The organism is Tessaracoccus yangjingae, assembly GCF_054483935.1.
In genome coordinates this window covers 989425-1006614 of the sequence record NZ_CM137014.1, presented here as the reverse complement: position 1 = coordinate 1006614, position 17190 = coordinate 989425, and the positions used below count along the sequence as shown (strand labels likewise).

Here is a 17190-nt window from a genome sequence, read left to right as displayed (position 1 = left end):
GTGTCAGCCGCCCGACGCGGCCCCGGTGAGGAACTCGCGCCAGCCGTCGGGATCGGCCAGCGGGGCGGTGATGCCCAGCTCCCGCTGGACCCCGCGGACGGCGGAGCGGGTGGCGTCGTCGTAGGAGCCCGAGGCCGCGACATCACGGCCGAACACGTAACGCAGCACGCCCTGCACCAGCTCCACCTGCGTCCGTGACCGCTCCCGGAACGAGGCGTCCTCGAAGCCGTTGACCCCGTTGTCGATGTGGATGTGGTTGTGGTGCTGCGCGTTGTAGCGGTAGGTCAGCGTGTAGGTGAAGCGCGAGGCGACGGAGGCGGCCAGCCGCCAGTAGCCCGGCAGCTCGGCCGGGTCGTCGCCCCAGACGTCGTAGCGGCAGGACACCCGGCCGCCCTCGTGGACCAGCTCGGCGAAGTCGAAGGCCCGGCCCGCGGCGTGCCAGGAGTCGCACTTGTCGACGAAGGCGCCGTAGGTGGACACCTCCCGGAGCGGTCCGAGGCCGCTGGCCGCGACCCAGTCCGCGGCCCACTCCTCGAGCAGCTCGATGAACCGCGGGTCCGCCCGGAAGGACTGCGGCGTGCCCGACACCTCGTACCTGAGGGGCGCGCCCCCCAGCGTCGAGAACGCGGCAAGGGAATCCGGCGTGCGGCACCCGACGACGCCGCCGACGTCAGGGATGGGCAGCGACACCGGGCCGGAGCAGGCGGCCGCGGGCAGGGCGGCGGCTCCGAGGAGGATGGCACGTCGTCGCATGGCTTCGATGGTATGCGCGCCCGTGGGCCGCTCCCCCGGCGGCGGGCAGGGCCGAATGGGCCCCGGCGCTCACTCAGCCGGGTGGGCGGGGGTGCGGATCAGGGTGGAGGCCCAGGCGCGGACAGCGTCGAGGTCGAGGTGGTCCTGCGTCGGCTTCTGCATGGTGTGCAGGAACATCCGCCTCCACCAGCTGACGTGTTCGGGGACGAAGCGGCCAGCGAACGACTCGCTGGCCTCCGCCCCCATCCGGTCCGCCATCGACGCGTTGTAGGCCAGGGACTCGGTGCGCTTGGCGGGGTCCGCGGCGTTGAGGCAGGCGTTGAATACCGCGACCCTCGTCACCAGGAGGGCCGGCTCCTGCGACGAGACCCACGCGGTCGCCTCCTGGTACCAAGTGCCGGCGTTGACGCCGCTCCCGACCACGACGAGCTCAGCGTCATCGACGGCGGGGCGGGACTTCAGGTCCGCCACCCGCACGTCGTGCCCGGCGGAGCGGAGGGTGGAGCCGACGGCGTCGGCGATGTCGCGTGCGGTGCCCCCGCGGGTCGCGTACGCAACCAGAACCTTGCCCATGCCACCCACGCTAGCCAAGGGGTGTTCCCGGCCCGAGGCCGGGGTGGACTAATAGATCCAAATGTCACGTAGCAATCGTGGATCGGGGAGCCGGCCCAACAGCCCGCCGGCGCGGTGACCGACGACCCACTGTCGCCCGAGCCGAGCTGTGGGACCGGGTGGCCTGCGTCGCCGATGCCTGAGCGCACAGAGACCGAGGGCGGATGACCCTCGGTCTCTCGCGGCCCCGCGGGGCGCTGTCTCCTCAGTCGAAGATCGGGTCCACGGTGCGGGTGCGCTTCAGCTCGAAGAAGCCCGGGTAGGCGGTCACCTTGACGAAGCCGTCGAACAGGTTTCCTGCCTCCTCGCCCTTCGGGGCAGGGGAGATCACGGGGCCGAACAGGCTCATGCCGTTGACCCGGAGCACGGGGGTGCCCACCTCGTCGCCCACGGGGTCCATGCCCTCGTGGTGCGACCGGCGCAGGTCGTCGTCTGGGGCCTCGGTCTGCGCGATGTCGAGGATGTCGGCATCCGCCCCGACGGCGGCGAGCGCGGCCGCGACGGTCTCCACCCCCTGCTTCTCGCCACCCGGATGGAACCGCGTGCCCACCTCGGTGTAGAACTCGCGCAGCTTGTCAGAACCGTGTCGCTGCTCGACGAGGAGCGCGGCGCGCGCGGGCATCCAGGCCCGGTCCATGTGCCGACGGTAGGCCGGCGGAAGGTCGCGGCGGTGATTGAGCACGGCCAGGCTCATGACGTGGAAGGTGACCTTCACGTCGCGGACCTTCTCCACCTCGAGCATCCAGCGGGAGGTCATCCAGGCCCAGGGGCAGATGGGGTCGAACCAGAAATCAACGTCTGTGGTCATGCCTCCATCTCAGCACACAGGCCAAGGCGCCCCGCCGTCGTAGTCGGGCGTCGGACCAGACCGTCGCCCGCCGTCGGACCGGGTGGTGGTACGGGACGGTGTTGGCCGGGTACCGGCCACCGCGTTGAGCCTGACACGGCTCTCAACGATGCGGCTTGAGCCTGATCTGGACCTCAACGACGAAATCGACCACTTTGATCGTTCAAGCCGACTTCGAGACTCGAATCAGGCTCAACTCACCCCACCAAAGCCGTGTCAGGCTCAACGCACCTCCCGCGCTCAGGCGGCGGCGCGGACCGACGCCTCGTCGGCCAGCTCTTCCTTGCGTGCGGAACGCGACACCCACTTGTCCACGATGGCCGCGAGGGCGCCGTCGCCGGTGACGTTGGTGGCGGTGCCGAAGGAGTCGATGGCGATGTAGGCCGCGATCATCAGGCCCACCTGCGCCTCGGAGAACCCGAGCATCGTGGAGAGCAGACCCGCCGCCGTCATGATCGCACCCCCGGGCACGCCGGGCGCCGCGACCATCATGACCCCAAGCATCATCACGAAGCCGATCATCACGCCGACGTTGATCTCCATCCCCGCCAACATCATCACCGCCAGCGAGAAGCACGTGATCTTGATGGTGGACCCGGCCAGGTGGATGGTGGCGTTGAGCGGGATCGCAAATGCGGCCACCGGCTGCGAGACGCCCATCTTGATCGCCTGGCGCAGCGTCACCGGGATGGTGGCGGCCGACGACGAGGTCCCGAGCGCGGTGGCGTAGGCCGGCAGCATGGTGCCGAGCATCTTCAGCGGGTTGCGGCCGGTGATGGCGCCCGCCACCGAGTACTGCAGCAGCAGCATGATCCACGTGAGGATGAACACGAAGATGATCACGCCGAGGAAGGTGGCGATGACGGTGTAGACCTGCCCGCCCTGGGTCATGTTGAGGAAGATGCCGAAGATGTAGAGCGGCAGCAGCGGGATGAGGATCTTCGAGATGACCATGTTGATCACCTCGCGGAACTCGAAGAAGCCTCGCTGCAGCGAGCCGCCCTCGATCGCCGTGAGCGCCACGCCGACGATGAAGGCCAGCACTAACGCCGACATGACCCCGAACAGCGGGGGGATCTCGAGCGCGAAGTAGGGCGCGAGCAGGGCCTCGTCGGGATTGGTGAGCGACGGCGCGCCACCCTCTGGGAGCACGCGCGGCAACACCAGCAGCGACGAACCCAGGCCGATGAAGCCCGCGACCAGAGTGGATCCGTACGCCAATGCGGCAGAGATCGCCAGCCAGCGGCCCGCCCCCTTGCCCAGTTCGGCGATGGCGGGCGCGATCAGGCCCAGGATGATGAGCGGGATCGCGAAACCGAGGAACTGTCCGAAGAGCGCGTTGAAGGTGACGAAGACCCGCGTCAGCCAATCGGGGAAGAAGTTGCCGAACAGCACGCCGAGCGCGATGGCGACGGCGATCTGGGGCAGAAGCCCGAACGTGAACTTCTTCTTCTGGGCGGCGGCGGTGCTCATGCGCGCAAACTTAACCCAGAGGGGGTACCCACGCGCAGCCGAGGCCCCCTAAACACACGCCCCCGTGCCGCCCCGCGCCATGGGTGGCGCCCTCATCGTGGCCGGTCACTCTGACCGGGTTCCCCGCGAACGGTGAGCCGCGAGCGCGTCTGCGCCGTGGTCGCACGTCACCGCCGTTGCGTGCGCGTGATCCCGCAGATGCCCCTGGTGCGGGCGCTCAGCGCATGCCCGACAGCCAGCCCGTCAGAACGTCCTCCAGCCGGCCGTGCAGGCGGAGGGTGGCGAGGTCGTCGCCGCGGGTGGCGCCGTCGTTGACGATCACCACGTCGCGGCCCTGCTGCGCGGCCCGTCGCACGAACCGGAGGCCGCTCATCACCGACAGGCTCGAGCCGAGCACCACCAGGGCGGCGGCCTCGTCGAGGAGAGCCATGGCCTGGTCGACGACGGCGCGGTCCGCGTTCTCACCGAAGAACACCACGTCAGGCTTGAGCATGCCGCCGCAGGATGGGCACGCCGGGTACCGGAAGTCCTCGGTGCAGTCCACCTCGGCGTCGCCGTCGGGGGCGGTGCGGCTCTCGACCGCGAGCTCGTCCAACCGCTCGGCGAAGCGCGGGTTGAGGGCGAGGAGCTGCTCCTGCATGCGGTGCCGGTCCATCAGGGCGCGGCAGTCGAGGCAGATCACGCGGTCGAGCGCCCCGTGCAGGTCCAGCACCGGCCGCGACCCCGCCGCCTGGTGCAGCCCGTCCACGTTCTGGGTCACCACCCCGGTCAACGGCGTCACCTCGCCCAACTCCGCCAGGGCGTGGTGCGCCGCGTTGGGCCGCGCCTGGGCGAACCACCGCCAGCCGACGGTGCTGCGCGCCCAGTAGCGACGGCGGCTCAGCTCCGACCTGACGAACTCCTGGTAGGTCATCGGGGAGCGCGGCACGGCGTCGCGGCCCCGGTAGTCCGGCAGGCCGGAGCCCGTGGACATGCCCGCGCCGGTCAGGACCAGCGTGGGGCGTCCGCGGAAGAGGTCCGCGGCGGCGGCCAGATCGTCGTCGTGGGAGCGCCGGCCGAAGCCGCCGGTCCCGGGCCCCCATGCGGTCACGGGGAGCGCGACGGTGTGGTCCGCGGTGCGGAACCAGCCGCCCACGTCGGGGATCGGGGCGCTGCTCATGTGGCCTCCTTCCCCGCCAAGCCTAGGCCCGTCGTGGGTGTCGGATCCCGGACGGTCTCTCGTCCGGAATCCGACAGCCAACAGCCCTTCGCGGGTCGGCCGTCGCATCCGAGGGCTCCAGGTGGCGCGTCACCGTAGAATCGCCCCGAACCAGGTGAGAGGGGAACCCATGGCCGGCGGCCTTGCAGCACTACTCGACGACGTGGCCGCGATCGCGCGCGCCGCAGCGGCCTCGGTCGACGACATCGCGGCGGCGGCGGGCAAGGCGTCCACGAAGGCGGTGGGCGTCGTCGTCGACGACGCCGCGGTGACGCCCCGATACGTCGACGGCTTCACCCCGGACCGCGAGCTTCCGGTGATCTGGAAGATCGCCAAGGGGTCCATCCGCAACAAGCTGCTGTTCATCCTCCCGGCCATCCTGCTGCTCAGCCAGTTCCTGCCGTGGGCGCTCACCCCGCTGCTCATGGTGGGCGGCCTCTACCTCTCGTACGAGGGCGCCGAGAAGATCTGGGAGGCGGTCAGCGGGCACTCCAAGGCCAAGGAGGCCCCCGCCGCGATCCAGGGCGAGAACCAGGAGGACAAGATGGTGGGCGGCGCCATCCGGACCGACTTCATCCTCTCGGCGGAGATCATGGTCATCTCGCTCAACGAGATCGCCGACGTGGGCTTCTGGATGCGCGCGATCACGCTGGTGGTGGTCGCCTTCGGCATCACCGCGCTGGTCTACGGCGTGGTGGCGCTGATCGTGAAGATGGACGACGTGGGTCTCAAGCTGGCCGCCAACCCGCCCACGTCGCGCCTCGGCGAAGGCCTGGTCAAGGCCATGCCCATCGTGATGAAGGTGCTGTCGACGGTGGGGATCGCGGCCATGTTGTGGGTGGGCGGCCACATCCTGCTGGTCGGCATCAACGACCTGGGCTGGCCCGTCATCTACGACTTCGTGCACCACTGGGAGGTGCTGGCCGCCGAGGCGGCCGGCGGCTTCGTCGGCTGGCTGGTCAACACGCTCGCCTCCGCGGTGCTGGGCCTGGCGGCCGGCGCCATCGTCGTGGTGATCATGCACCTGATCCCGCGGAAGAAGAAGGTCGCGGCCCACTGACCGCGACCTCCCCACCCCAAAGTCGCGTCAGCGGTTGGGGCGCCCGCCGCCACCGCCCATTCCACCGCCGGTGGCGGTGCCTGCGGTCACCGTCGTGGCCTGGCCGTCGACGGTGATGGTGTACTCCTGACCGCTGGTGATCCCCTCGCCGGAGTAGACCACGTTGGAGAAGTCCTTCTCAGCCGTGAACTCCCCGAGCACCGTGGAGCCGTTGCTGATCTGGATGGTGGAGCCGCCGGACCCCGACACCGTCGCCTGGACCCAGCCCTGCGTCGAGGACTCATCGGGCGTCTCGGCCATCCCGGAGGAGCCGACGGCGAGCAGCGTGCCGCCGCTGATCGTGAAGGTGCCGTTGACGTCCAGTGCCCCGTTGCCGTCGTTCAGGGGGCCGTGCACGATGACGGTGCCGCCGGTGATCTCTGCGCTCCCGTTGGAGTCGAACCCGTCGCCGCCGGCGTCGATGGTCAGCGTTCCGCCGCTGACCAGGGCCAACCCGTCGATCGCGGCCATCCCCCCGCCCGGGCCGCCACCCATCTGCCGGTCGGTGGAGGCCGTGTCTGTTGACGTGGTGTCGGCGGCCGACACGTTGAGGCCGTCGTCGTCGGCCGTCACGTCGATGGTGCCGCCGGTGATGGCGATGTACTGCGCCTCGAGGCCCTCGTAGGAGCGGGTGACGGTGACCTCGCCGTCGCCGATGACGAGGCTGAGCTCGGCGTGGATGCCGTCATCAGCGGCGTCCACGGTGAGGGTGCCGCCGGAGATGATGACGTCGGTTGCGGCGTCGAAGCCGTCTGTGCCGGCGGCGAGCGTGAGCGTCCCGCCGGAGATGTCGATGAACCCTGAGTCCGCCTCGGTGTCGTTGGTGGACTTCAGCGCGTCGCCCCCCGCCTCGACCGTCAGGGTGCCGCCCGTGATCGCGAGGTGGTCCTTCCCGCGGATGCCGTCGTCCGCCGCGGTCACCTGGATGTCGCCTCCGACGATCACCAGGCCGTCCGCGCTCGCGATGCCGTCGAGGCTGCGGCCCGTGACGCTGAGCGATCCCTCGCCGCCGATCGTCAGATCCGCCTTCGAGTACAGCGCCGCGTTGGCCGCCTCCTCGGAGGTGTCGGCGTAGCTCGCGGCATCCGTGAGGGCGTTGCTTGTGCCGTCGGCCAGCACGACGACGGCTTCGCCCGCGTCGGCGAAGGTGATCGCCGGGCCGGTGTCGGAGGTGATCTGGGCGTCGGAGAGGACGAGCTTGACCTCGTCGTCGGAGGCCGAGTCCACCACCACCTGCCCATTGAGGGAGCCGGTGAGCACGAACGTGCCGCCGGCGGTGATGGTGACGGTGTTGCCATCGATGGTGACGCCCTCGCCGTCGGCGGTGGCGGTGCTGCCGCTGAGCGTGATGGTGGTGGCCGAGGACGCGTCCCAGGTCACGTCGGCGGCGTCCGGGGTGGCGTTCGAGGCGCGGGCGGAGTCCACCGTGAGGGCGGCGCCGTCGACGGTGGTCGCGGTGGTGGTGGTCGAGTTGGTCGCGATGTCGGTGCCCGTGGACGATGCGGCGGTTCCGGCGGCGGCCGTGCTCTCGACGCCGTTGGCGCCGCAGCCCACCAGCAACGCGCCCACAGCGAGCGAGGACAGGGTGGCGAGTAGTTTCTTCGGGTTCATGGTGATATCTCCAGGGGTGTCTGATGGATGTCGGGTTGGGCGGGGGTCGGGCCGTGGGGGCATGTCAGGTTGTCAGGTCACTTTTTCTAGGCTTCGAGGCTCGTCGCTTCGCTCCTCGCACCTCAGCCAGCGGGAAGCGGCCATCGCTTCGCTCCCCGCTCCTCAGCGGACCCGCTTCGGGGTGTCAGGCGGCGGTGAGTTCGGTCTGGGTGAGCAGCCGGTGCCAGCGGTTGTGGGGCAGCTCGGGGCGGAGGGTGGCCAGGCCGGTGGCGTACTTGGACACGGCCACCGGGCGGTGGCCGCGACCCCACAGCACCCGATCCGCTGCAGACGGGCTGGAGCTGGACTTCGTCTCCACGATCACCAGGCCGTCCGCCGTCCGCTCGCAGCCGGTCTGCCGATCGGACCAGGCCAGGTGGGTGTCGACGGTGGCGCGGGCCGCGCCGTCGGGCATGAGGAAGGTGGAGCGCGTGTAGGTGACGTCCAGGACGGGCTCCAGGTCCCCGTCGAGCCGCAGGCGGTCCTCGCCGAGAGCCTCTGCGACGAAGGCGCGGGCGCCGCCGTCGAGGTGCCGGATCGGCTCCTCCCACGGCACCCGGTGCTTGACCGTGGAGCCGCCCCGGCGGGTCTTCACCTCGAGGAACTGCTGGCCGGAGTCCACGTAGCGGCGGGTGCGGACCTTGTAGCGGCGACGGCGCCGGTGGGCGGTGCCGAGGAAGCAGGCGAGGCCCGCGGTGTCGAAGTAGGTGGAGTGGTAGCCGAACCGGCGGCGGCCGTCGATCTCGAGGACCCGGGCCTCGCGCGGGAGGCCGAGGATGAAGGCGTCGGCCTCGGCGGAGGTGAGCACGTACTTGCGGTCCACCCGGGTGAGCAGCGCGGCGGTCAGGTTCAGGTCGTCGAGGGTCACGGGCTCGCGGGCCGCGAGGCCGCGGAGCGGAAGTGTCGCGGCGGTCATCGGGCGTCCGTGAGGACGACGCGGCGGGTGCGGGCGGGGGTGGCGTCGCGGTAGCGGACGTCCACCGTCGTGGTGTCGTTGACGAGGTCGAGGCGCTGGACGGCGAGGTGCTTGACGGTGCCGCCGAGGCGGTCCTGGAGGTAGCCGATGAGGGTGGCCTCGTCGGTGATGGCGCGGTCCACCACCACCACCTCGCGCTTGTACCCGCGCAGCAGCATGCCGTGGTCGGCGACGAACATGCCCATCAGGACCACGGCCATCAGGCTGAGCGCCATCACCGGTTCGGCGCCGAGGCCGCTGAGCAGGCCGAGCGCCAAGGCGCTGAAGTAGTAGGCGATCTCGTGCTGGGCCAGCTCGTCGGAGCGGAGCCGGATGATCGACAGCACGCCGAAGAGCCCGAGGCCCAGGCCGGCCCCCACGGCGGTGGAGAGCAGGACGGAGCTGACCGCCATGATCCCGATGTTCACGCCGAGGTAGGCGACGACGAGGTCGCGGCGGCCGTGGCGGGGGAAGTAGAGGCCGAGCGTCAGGATCAGGATGCCGACGATGTTGGCCAGGTACAGGATGGCGGTGGTGGTCACGGGGGTGCTCCTCGGTGGCGGTTTCGGTGATGTACCCATTCCGCCAGCGGAGCCTGTGGGGTTTCTGTGGGCGTGCTGCGCCCCGCCTATGAGTCCGCGACCAGGCTCTTTATCGCGGGAAGCGGCTCATGGAGTCAGCGGTGGACCCGTGACCGGAACAGCCCGGAGGGGTCGTAGAGCTCCTTGACCGCCGACAGCCGTTCGGTGTTCTCCCCGTGGGCGCGGTGGGCGGCCGCGGGGTCGCTGAGGTCGTCGAAGTTGAGGTAGGAGCCGCCGGTGCCGAAAGGCTCGAGCGCCTTCGCGGTCTCCCGGGCCCACGCGACGTTGGCCGCGTCCTGCGAGGGGTCGTCCCAGTTCGACTCGATCCCGATCATGTACGGCGCTGTGCGGTCCGCGATCGGGGTGGCGTCTGAGGGCACCTCCGCGATGGCGCCGCCGTTGATCCAGATGTCCAGCGACGTGAGCGGCGACGGGCGGCGCGCGGCCAGCTCGACGAGCGTGGCCGCCGCGTCGCGGTCGAGGTCGCGCAGGTGCGCGGACTTCCAGTGGTACCGCCGGCCGCGAGGGTAGTCCTCGTCGAAGAACCGCTGCGCGTCGAGCCACGGCACCACGGACCCCATGTCGGTGAGCACGGTGCCGAGGTTGCGCAACTCGCCACACACCCGCTCCCCTTCCGACGGGTCGCCGATGTAGGGGCCGGCCACCCCCACGAAGTCCTGTCCCCATAGCTCCTCCGGGAACGGCTCGGCCGAGGGGTACGTCCAGCAGACGGCGATGCACCCGAACTCCGGCGGCGCGGACCGGGCGAACTCGCGCAGCCGGCCCAGGACGGCCTCCCCCTCGCTCAGGGCGAAGGTGAGGAACGGCAGGTACACGTCGGGACCGACGGGGTGCGCGAGGTACTCGATCGTGGTCACCACGCCCAGGCCGAAGCCACCGCCGCGCAGCGCCCAGAACAGCTCGGGGTGCTCGTCGGGCCCGGCGTGGACGAGCCTGCCGTCGGCCGTCACGACGTCCATCCCCACCACGTTGTCGCAACTCAGCCCGTGCTTGCGGCGCATCCAGCCGTAGCCGCCGGCCAGGGTGAGGCCGGCCACGCCCGTCTCGGACACGACTCCCAAGGGCACGGCCAGCCCGTGCGCCTGGGTGGCCGCGTCGACGTCACCGATCTGCGCGCCACCGTCCGCGCGCACCCGCCGCGACACCGGGTCGACGGTGACGCCCCGCATCCGCCCGAGGTCGATGACGAGCCCGCCGTCGAGCACGGACAAACCGGCGACGTGATGCCCGCCGCTGCGGGCCGAGACGTGGAGGTCGTGCGAGCGGGCGAAGAGCACGGCCGCGATAACGTCGTCGACCCCCTCACACTCGACGATCAGCGCGGGCCGCCTGTCGATGACGCCGTTCCAGACGCTCCGGGCGCCGTCGTAGGCGGCATCCTCGGGGCCGATGACCGTCCCGTGGACGCCGCTGGCCAGCCTGGCCAGGGATGCCGTGTCCATCTCCGGAGTGTGCTCGCGCCCACGGTGGTATCCCAGCCCGTGCCCTGGCGGCCCTGAGCACAAGCTGCTCACCAGCGGCGATGCGGGCGGCTTAGCGTTGCGGCGCTCCAATAGCGTCGGGCCGTCAACTACCGGGGCTGGCGCATTGACCAAGGTTTGTATAAGCTTTGTTCAAGGTTAGTCACAGAGAGGGTGGGCACATGCTCAACAACGATCGAGTCCGCCAGGTGGTCGTCACCGCCAGCGCGGTGTTCATGATCATCGGCACGCTGTTCGGCATCGGCGTCATCGGCACCCGCGTCGAGGAGAGCTCCGGCGGAAGCCTGTCCGCCACCGCGACCCTCATCGCCCCCGCGGTCAACGCGTTCTCCATCTGGTCCGTCATCTACGCCGGCCTGATCGCCTATGTGGTGTGGCAGTGGCTACCCGCCAACACGACGAGCCGCCGCGCCCGCTCCATAGGGTGGCTGGCCGCCGCGTCGATGGTGCTCAACGCGTCCTGGCTCCTGGTCACGCAGGTGGGGTGGCTGTGGGCGAGTGTCGCGGTGATCGTCGCGTTGGCTCTGGTGCTCGGCGAGTTGGTGCGCCGGCTCACCGCCATCCCCGCGGCGGAGGGCAGCGGCCCGGCCTGGGTCGAGCGCTTCATCGTCGACGGCTCCTTCGGGCTGTACCTCGGCTGGGTATCCGTGGCGACGGCGGCCAATATCACCGCGACCCTCGTGGACTCGGGCGTCAACCCCGCCGCCCCCGCCTCCGAGTACCTGGCGGTAGCGGTGCTGGCCGTGGCCGCGACCCTCGGCGTCATCCTGGCCCGCAGCTTCGGCGGGCGCTTCGCGGTGGCCGCGGCCATGGCCTGGGGGCTGAGCTGGATCGCGGTGGGACGCCTCACCGACGCCCCCGAGTCCACGATCACGGGCGTGGCCGCTGGTGTCGCGGCCGCCGTGGTGGTCGCGGCGGCGCTGGCGGTGCGCCTCCGTCACTCGTCCGTCGCTTCGACGCCGGCGCCCGCGCACGCCTGACCGCCCCACACCCGCTGGCTGAGGTGCCCCACACCCGCTGGCTGAGGTGCCGCGTAGCGGCCTCGAAGCCTAAGAAACGTGAGCTGACAAGGAACGTTTCCTAGGACGCTCCTATGTTTTGTCAACCCCTTTTTCGAGGATTCTGAAGGTCTGGCGGGCGACGTAGCGTTTGAGGCAGCGGCGGATCTCTCGCTTGGTTCGGCCTTCAGCGGTGCGGCGTTCGATGTAGGCCTTGGTGGCTGGGTCGTTGCGTTGTCTGCAGAGGATGATGGTGTGGATGGCCTGGTTGAGGTGGCGGTCGCCGGAGCGGTTAAGGCGGTGTCTGGTCTGTTGTGTGCCGCTGGTGGCCGGGATGGGGGCGGTTCCGGAGAGCATCGCGAATGCGGCCTCGGAGTGGACGCGTCCGGGATGGGACCACACCAGCAGCAGGCTCGCCGCGACGATCGGTCCGACGCCGTTGAGGTCGAGCAGGTCAGGGCGCCACTTCCTGACGATGTCGAGGATCTGCCGTTGCAGGGCCATGGCGTAGAGCCGCAGCGACCGGGCCCGCTGTGCGAGTTCCTTCAGTACCGGCATCAGGATCCCGGTCAGGGGGTCGTCATTGGTGTGGGGTCGTAGTTTCAGGGCCTGGGTGACCATCGGGGCGGTCTTGCGGCCGGTGAACCGTGACCGGAGCTCGTCGGGGGCGGTGAGCACCATCGAGCGGAGTTGGCGTTCGGTGTCGGTGGCCTGCGTGATCGTCAGGTGTCTGCTGGTGACAAGGACCTGGAGCGCGGCACGGTCACCGGTGACCGCCCGCGGGGTGGACAGGGAGTCCCGGCCCAACGCGTCCCGGGCTGCCCGGACCGCGTCGATGGAGTCGGACTTTGCGCCGTTGCGGCGCTTGATCCGCTCTGGTCGGTCGACCTCGACCACCAGTTCGCCGGCCAGGGCGCGGGTCAGGCCGATGCCATGGCTGTTGGTGCCCTCGATCGCCCACCCGCGCCGGCCGGGACGGGTGTGGGCCCAGTCGATGAGCTGCTGATAGCCGGCCGGGTCGGCCGGGGTCTTGATCGTGTCGAGCACCCCGCCGGTGACCGCGTCAACGGCCGCGGCGACGTGGAACTGCTCGTGGGTGTCGACCCCGATCACAAGGTCGACAAGCTCGCGGAGATTCTTCACACTGGACATGCGTCCCCTTCCATGGACGTCAACCATCGGGTTCCGATCCGGGCAGGGACTAGGCACAACTGTGATGGGACACAACCGGCGCTGCTGACGCTGGTTGGTCAAGCTCCTGAATCAGGCCACTGGTTTCTGCTCGGGTCGGGGTCGACGCTCACGCCGGACATGTCCTAACCAAGGCACCCGGAGGGCCAGCTTCGAGGAGAGTCACGACGCGACCGTCGATCCCAACAACACCACCAATGAGGTGGTGACACCAGACTCACAGCTTCGAGGCTCGTCGCTTCGCTCCTCGCACCTCAGCCAGCGGTGGGTGACCACGACAGCGAACAGCCAGCGGTGGGGGCGCTGCGCGGCGGCTCACCCAACGGGCTTCAGCCGGCGGCGGGCGCGGGGGGCAGATCCGCGACCGCCGGGCCCTCCAGGACGGCGCCGTCGGGAGCGAACCGCGACCCGTGCAGCGGGCAGTCCCACGACTTCTCCGCGTCGTTCCAGTGCACGACGCCCCCCAGGTGGGTGCACACCCCCGACAGCCGGCAGGTGACCCCGTCGACGGTGGACACCGCCTCGGGCAGCCCGCGCGCACCGCGCCCGACGATCCCCTCCCCCTCCGACGGCGCCTCGTCCGGGGCAGCGCGGAGCTCGGCCTGCACCCAGTCCTTGGCCAGCGTGGCCGCGACCTTCGCATTCGGGGCCACCGCACCCAGCACGGCTGCCGCCCCCGGCGTCCGGGAGGCCAGCACCTCCGCCCACGGCATCGATCCGCCGAGCAGCCGGGCGCTGAGGCTCAGCGCCGCCGCGACACCGTTGGTCATGCCCCACTTGTTGTAGCCGGTGGCGACGTGGATCCGTCCCCCGCCGCGCGGCATCTCCCCCACGTAGGGCACCCGGTCCATCGCCCGGTAGTCCTGCGCCGACCAGGCGTGCGTCATCTTCGCGCTGGGGAAGTAGCGGCCGGTCCACCTCCTGAGATCGTCGACGGCGGCCGCCTCGGAGTCCGTCCGGCCCACCACGTGGCCGTTGCCGCCCACCATGAGCAGCTCCCCGCCGTCGACCGGGATGGTGCGCAGCGAGCGGGTGGGGTGGTCGACGCCCAGGTACATGCCCTGAGGGATGGAGCCGGGCACCGAGTAGGCCGTGGCGTACGAGCGCAGCGGGACGAGCTTGGCGAAGTAGCCGCCGCGGTCCAGGACGGGGCTGCCGGTGGCGAGGATGAGCTGGTCGGCCTGCAGCTCGCCGCGGGTGGTGGTGATCCGCACATCGGACCCGGTCTCGGCGTCGGTCACCCGGGCCCCCTCGACCACCATCCCGCCGTGCGCGACCAGTTCGGCCGCGAGGGCGTCGAGGACGACGAGGGGATGGATCTGCGCCTGGTCCGCCAGGACGAGCGCGCCGGCCACCTCGAACGGCAGGCCCGTCTGGGTGGTCCAGGACACGTCGAGGCCCGCCGCCCGGCTGGCGTGCAGCTCCTCCTCCAGGGTGCGCACCCCGTCGCCCTGCACCGCGATGGTGAACGCGGTGCGGCGCTGGTAGTCCACCTCACGTTCGTCGAGGAACCGCAGCAGCCACGCCTGAGCCTCGCGGTTGCCGTCGACGTAGGCCCGCAGGACCTCGTCGTCCTGATGCGCCCGGATCCCGGAGAGGGTGCTGCCCTGCAGCAGCGACACCTTCCCGGTGGTGTTGCCGGTGGCCACCGCGCCCACCCGCCGCGCCTCGACGACGGCGACCTTCTGCCCTGCGCGGGCCAGGAGGACGGCCACCGTGAGGCCGGTGATGCCCGCCCCCGCGACGACGGTGTCGAATCGGCCGCCGTCGGGAAAGGCGCTCGACGGGGCACTCATCACGGGGTGGGTGGCGAACCAGACCGACTGCATGGACTCCATGGGCCCATCATCGCCCCGCCTGGTCAACTGCCCGGCCGGTTGACGAAATCGGGCCCGGGAACCGCCCCTTCCGCGGGCCCACGCCCCGCCGTTACTGTGAGCCATGAGTGAGCGGGCCCCCGTCGAACGGGTGGATGCGGTGGTGGTGGGATCAGGCTTCGGAGGGTCCGTGACGGCCTTCCGGCTGGCCGAGGCCGGCCACGCGACGGTTCTTTTGGAGCGCGGTCGCCCATACCCACCGGGCAGCTTCGCCCGAAATCCGCACGAGATGAGCCGGGCGTTCTGGGAGCCCGACGACGAGCTGTTCGGGCTGTTCGACATCAAGTCCTTCCGCAGGCTCGAGGCGATCGTCTCCAGCGGCCTGGGTGGAGGGTCGCTCATCTACGCCAACGTGCTGCTGCGCAAGGACGAGAAGTGGTTCGTGCAGGACGCCCCGCTGCCCGGCGGCGGGTACGAGCACTGGCCGATCGGGCGGGCGGACCTGGAGCCGCACTACGACGCCGTGGAGCGGATGCTGGATCCGGTCCCATCCCCCTACCCGGACCTGCCGAAGACGCGGGCGCTGCGCGAGGCGGCGGAGTCGTTGGGGCTGGAGGTCATGCACCCGCCGCTGGCGATCTCCTTCTCGGCCACCCCCCACGGGGCGCCGGCCATGAAGCAGGTGATCCCGCCGCCTGAGTACGGGAACCTGCACGGCACCACGCGCCTCAGCTGCCGGCTCTGCGGCGAGTGCGACATCGGCTGCAACGAGGGGGCCAAGAACACCCTGGACCACACGTACCTGTCCGCCGCCGTCCATCACGGCGCGGACGTGCGCCCCAACTGCGAGGTCTCCGGCATCGCCCCGCTGAGCGGCGGCGGCTACTCGGTGCGCTACACCGAGTACGGCGATCCGCTGGAGGACAACGGGCCCCGCACGCGCGTGACCCGGACGGTGCACTGCGACCGCCTGTTCCTGGCGGCCGGGGCGCTCGGCACCACCACGCTGCTGCTGCGCAACCGGGTGAACCTGCCGGGCCTCAGCCGGGCGCTGGGGTCGCGGTTCTGCGGCAACGGCGACCTGCTCACCTTCGCCATGGGCGCGCGCGTGGACACGGCCTCGGGCAACCCGAGGCTCATCGACGGCAGCCACGGCCCGGTGATCACCACGTCGATCCGCGTTCCGGACGCCGCCGACGGCGACCCTAGGCAGGGCCGCGGGTACTACGTGCAGGAGGCGGGCTTCCCGGAGTTCGCGAACTGGCTGATCGAGACCGCGCAGGTCACGTCGTCGATGCAGCGGGCCGCCAAGGTGGTGCGCGAGATCATGGCGCACCGCCTGCGGGGCCAGAACGAGTCGACGATCTCGGCGGAGGTGGCGGGGCTCGTGGGCCAGGGCCGCCTCGGCTCCAGCTCGCTGCCGATGCTGGGCATGGGCCGCGACGTCGCGGACGGGCGCGTGGTGCTCAAGGACGGCCAGATCGACGTCGACTGGTCCACGGCCACCTCGATGCGCTACTTCTCCGCGATGCGCGAGACCATGCGGGCCATGTCGGACAAGCTGAACGCCGACTTCCACGACAACCCGCTGTGGTGGACCCGCCGCGTCGTGACGGTGCACCCGCTGGGCGGCGCGCCCATGGGCCGCTCCCCCCACGACGGCCTGGTCGACGCGCACGGCGAGGTGTTCGGCCACCCCGGCCTGTTCGTCGTCGACGGCGCCGCGATGCCAGGGCCCGTCGGCCCCAACCCGGCCCTGACGATCGCGGCGAACGCCGACCGGATCGTGGAGCGGGTCCTCGAGTCAGCCCCGGGGGGACGGCGCTCCGACGACCTCGACGACGACCTTCCCGGCTCCGCCCCGGCGGCCCCCCTCGACGGTGACAGCGTCGAGTTCACCGAGCAGATGAAGGGCTTCCTGGCGCTCGGCGAGACGGACCCCGTCGTCGGCTGGAAGCGGGCGCGGCTGGTGAACCAGCGGTTCATGTTCGAGCTCACCATCACCGTGCCGGACGTGGAGCGGTTCCTGGCCGACGACCTGCACCCGGGTGTCGCTGAGGGATACGTGAGGTGCGAGGAACTGGGCGGCAAGCTCCCCGTGGAGCGCGGGTTCTTCAACCTGTTCGTGGCCACCGAGTTCGCGGCCACGCGGGAGATGAGGTACCGGCTGTGGTTCCGCGACCTCGCCGGTGCGCCGGTGACGATGTACGGGTTCAAGACGGTGCGCAACGACCCCGGCCTGGACATCTGGCGCGACACCTCCACCCTGTACATCACGCTCCTCAAGGGGCACGTGCCGCCCGGCGGCGACGGGCCGGTCCTGGGCGCGGGGCTGCTGCGGATCCTGCCGCGCGACTTCGCCCGCCAGCTCACCACGTTCCGGGCCGACGGCCGCACCCCGCTGCGCTCGCTCGGCCGGTTCGGGACGCACTTCGCCCGCACGCTCACCGACACCTACGGGCCCGTCAGGAAGGAGGACCGATGACCGCCGAGGCGCCCACCCGGCCCACCAGC

The 17190-nt window shown here is 70.8% G+C and carries 14 protein-coding genes; 3 read left to right on the top strand and 11 right to left on the bottom strand.

The window, feature by feature from the left end; all coding sequences use genetic code 11:
* Positions 1-3 precede the first annotated feature (3 nt).
* From ACX1D3_RS04235 to ACX1D3_RS04215, 5 genes are all read right to left on the bottom strand, one after another.
* Positions 4-753: an extensin family protein gene (locus ACX1D3_RS04235; RefSeq protein WP_458995741.1), complete on the bottom strand. Its 750-nt coding sequence runs from the start codon at positions 751-753 to the stop codon at positions 4-6.
* A gap of 69 nt (positions 754-822) precedes the next feature.
* On the bottom strand, positions 823-1326 hold the full coding sequence (locus ACX1D3_RS04230; RefSeq protein ID WP_458995740.1) for a flavodoxin domain-containing protein: 504 nt from the start codon (positions 1324-1326) through the stop codon (positions 823-825).
* Between the two features lie 244 nt (positions 1327-1570).
* Positions 1571-2173 (bottom strand): DsbA family protein, encoded by a 603-nt coding sequence (locus ACX1D3_RS04225; protein ID WP_458995739.1) that lies wholly within the window; start codon positions 2171-2173, stop codon positions 1571-1573.
* Between the two features lie 279 nt (positions 2174-2452).
* On the bottom strand, positions 2453-3685 hold the full coding sequence (locus ACX1D3_RS04220) for a dicarboxylate/amino acid:cation symporter (protein WP_458995738.1): 1233 nt from the start codon (positions 3683-3685) through the stop codon (positions 2453-2455).
* Positions 3686-3902: 217 nt separating this feature from the next.
* A complete protein-coding gene (locus ACX1D3_RS04215) occupies positions 3903-4844 on the bottom strand; it encodes an NAD-dependent protein deacetylase (RefSeq protein WP_458995737.1) in 942 nt (313 codons plus the stop codon).
* Between the two features lie 169 nt (positions 4845-5013).
* Here ACX1D3_RS04215 and ACX1D3_RS04210 point away from each other — a divergent pair, with 169 nt between their 5' ends.
* Positions 5014-5943 (top strand): DUF808 domain-containing protein, encoded by a 930-nt coding sequence (locus ACX1D3_RS04210; protein ID WP_458995736.1) that lies wholly within the window; start codon positions 5014-5016, stop codon positions 5941-5943.
* 27 nt (positions 5944-5970) lie between these two features.
* On the opposite strand, the gene ACX1D3_RS04205 is transcribed toward ACX1D3_RS04210, so the two are convergent.
* The 4 genes from ACX1D3_RS04205 to ACX1D3_RS04190 form a co-directional block, all read right to left on the bottom strand.
* Positions 5971-7593, bottom strand: coding sequence for a carbohydrate-binding domain-containing protein (locus ACX1D3_RS04205; RefSeq protein WP_458995735.1), 1623 nt, complete (start codon positions 7591-7593; stop codon positions 5971-5973).
* Between the two features lie 184 nt (positions 7594-7777).
* Positions 7778-8548 carry a polyphosphate polymerase domain-containing protein gene (locus ACX1D3_RS04200; protein ID WP_458995734.1) on the bottom strand — a complete coding sequence of 257 codons (771 nt, stop codon included), beginning with the start codon at positions 8546-8548 and terminating at the stop codon, positions 7778-7780.
* A complete protein-coding gene (locus ACX1D3_RS04195) occupies positions 8545-9129 on the bottom strand; it encodes a DUF4956 domain-containing protein (protein WP_458995733.1) in 585 nt (194 codons plus the stop codon). Before ACX1D3_RS04195 ends, ACX1D3_RS04200 begins: the two co-directional genes overlap by 4 nt.
* A gap of 134 nt (positions 9130-9263) precedes the next feature.
* Positions 9264-10631: an FAD-binding oxidoreductase gene (locus ACX1D3_RS04190; RefSeq protein WP_458995732.1), complete on the bottom strand. Its 1368-nt coding sequence runs from the start codon at positions 10629-10631 to the stop codon at positions 9264-9266.
* A 200-nt stretch (positions 10632-10831) separates the two neighbouring features.
* On the opposite strand from ACX1D3_RS04190, the gene ACX1D3_RS04185 reads away from it, so the two are divergent.
* Positions 10832-11650: a TspO/MBR family protein gene (locus ACX1D3_RS04185; RefSeq protein ID WP_458995731.1), complete on the top strand. Its 819-nt coding sequence runs from the start codon at positions 10832-10834 to the stop codon at positions 11648-11650.
* Positions 11651-11761: 111 nt separating this feature from the next.
* Here the strand turns inward: ACX1D3_RS04185 and ACX1D3_RS04180 are convergent, their stop codons facing one another.
* Together ACX1D3_RS04180 and ACX1D3_RS04175 are read right to left on the bottom strand one after the other, a co-directional pair.
* Entirely contained in the window at positions 11762-12820 is a 1059-nt protein-coding gene (locus tag ACX1D3_RS04180; RefSeq protein WP_458994711.1) for an IS110 family RNA-guided transposase, read from the bottom strand.
* A gap of 368 nt (positions 12821-13188) precedes the next feature.
* The gene (locus ACX1D3_RS04175) at positions 13189-14697 is read right to left on the bottom strand and encodes an FAD-dependent oxidoreductase (protein WP_458995730.1); all 1509 of its coding nucleotides are present in this window, start codon (positions 14695-14697) and stop codon (positions 13189-13191) included.
* A gap of 103 nt (positions 14698-14800) precedes the next feature.
* On the opposite strand from ACX1D3_RS04175, the gene ACX1D3_RS04170 reads away from it, so the two are divergent.
* A complete protein-coding gene (locus tag ACX1D3_RS04170; RefSeq protein WP_458995729.1) occupies positions 14801-17161 on the top strand; it encodes a GMC oxidoreductase in 2361 nt (786 codons plus the stop codon).
* Positions 17162-17190 lie beyond the last annotated feature (29 nt).

Coding starts and splice junctions, on each gene's coding strand:
- ACX1D3_RS04210 (WP_458995736.1), top strand. CDS start 5,014: ATGGCCGGCGGCCTTGCAGCACTACTCGACGACGTGGCCGCGATCGCG.
- ACX1D3_RS04225 (WP_458995739.1), bottom strand. CDS start 2,173: ATGACCACAGACGTTGATTTCTGGTTCGACCCCATCTGCCCCTGGGCC.
- ACX1D3_RS04235 (WP_458995741.1), bottom strand. CDS start 753: ATGCGACGACGTGCCATCCTCCTCGGAGCCGCCGCCCTGCCCGCGGCC.
- ACX1D3_RS04180 (WP_458994711.1), bottom strand. CDS start 12,820: ATGTCCAGTGTGAAGAATCTCCGCGAGCTTGTCGACCTTGTGATCGGG.
- ACX1D3_RS04205 (WP_458995735.1), bottom strand. CDS start 7,593: ATGAACCCGAAGAAACTACTCGCCACCCTGTCCTCGCTCGCTGTGGGC.
- ACX1D3_RS04200 (WP_458995734.1), bottom strand. CDS start 8,548: ATGACCGCCGCGACACTTCCGCTCCGCGGCCTCGCGGCCCGCGAGCCC.
- ACX1D3_RS04190 (WP_458995732.1), bottom strand. CDS start 10,631: ATGGACACGGCATCCCTGGCCAGGCTGGCCAGCGGCGTCCACGGGACG.
- ACX1D3_RS04220 (WP_458995738.1), bottom strand. CDS start 3,685: ATGAGCACCGCCGCCGCCCAGAAGAAGAAGTTCACGTTCGGGCTTCTG.
- ACX1D3_RS04170 (WP_458995729.1), top strand. CDS start 14,801: ATGAGTGAGCGGGCCCCCGTCGAACGGGTGGATGCGGTGGTGGTGGGA.
- ACX1D3_RS04175 (WP_458995730.1), bottom strand. CDS start 14,697: ATGGAGTCCATGCAGTCGGTCTGGTTCGCCACCCACCCCGTGATGAGT.
- ACX1D3_RS04215 (WP_458995737.1), bottom strand. CDS start 4,844: ATGAGCAGCGCCCCGATCCCCGACGTGGGCGGCTGGTTCCGCACCGCG.
- ACX1D3_RS04185 (WP_458995731.1), top strand. CDS start 10,832: ATGCTCAACAACGATCGAGTCCGCCAGGTGGTCGTCACCGCCAGCGCG.
- ACX1D3_RS04230 (WP_458995740.1), bottom strand. CDS start 1,326: ATGGGCAAGGTTCTGGTTGCGTACGCGACCCGCGGGGGCACCGCACGC.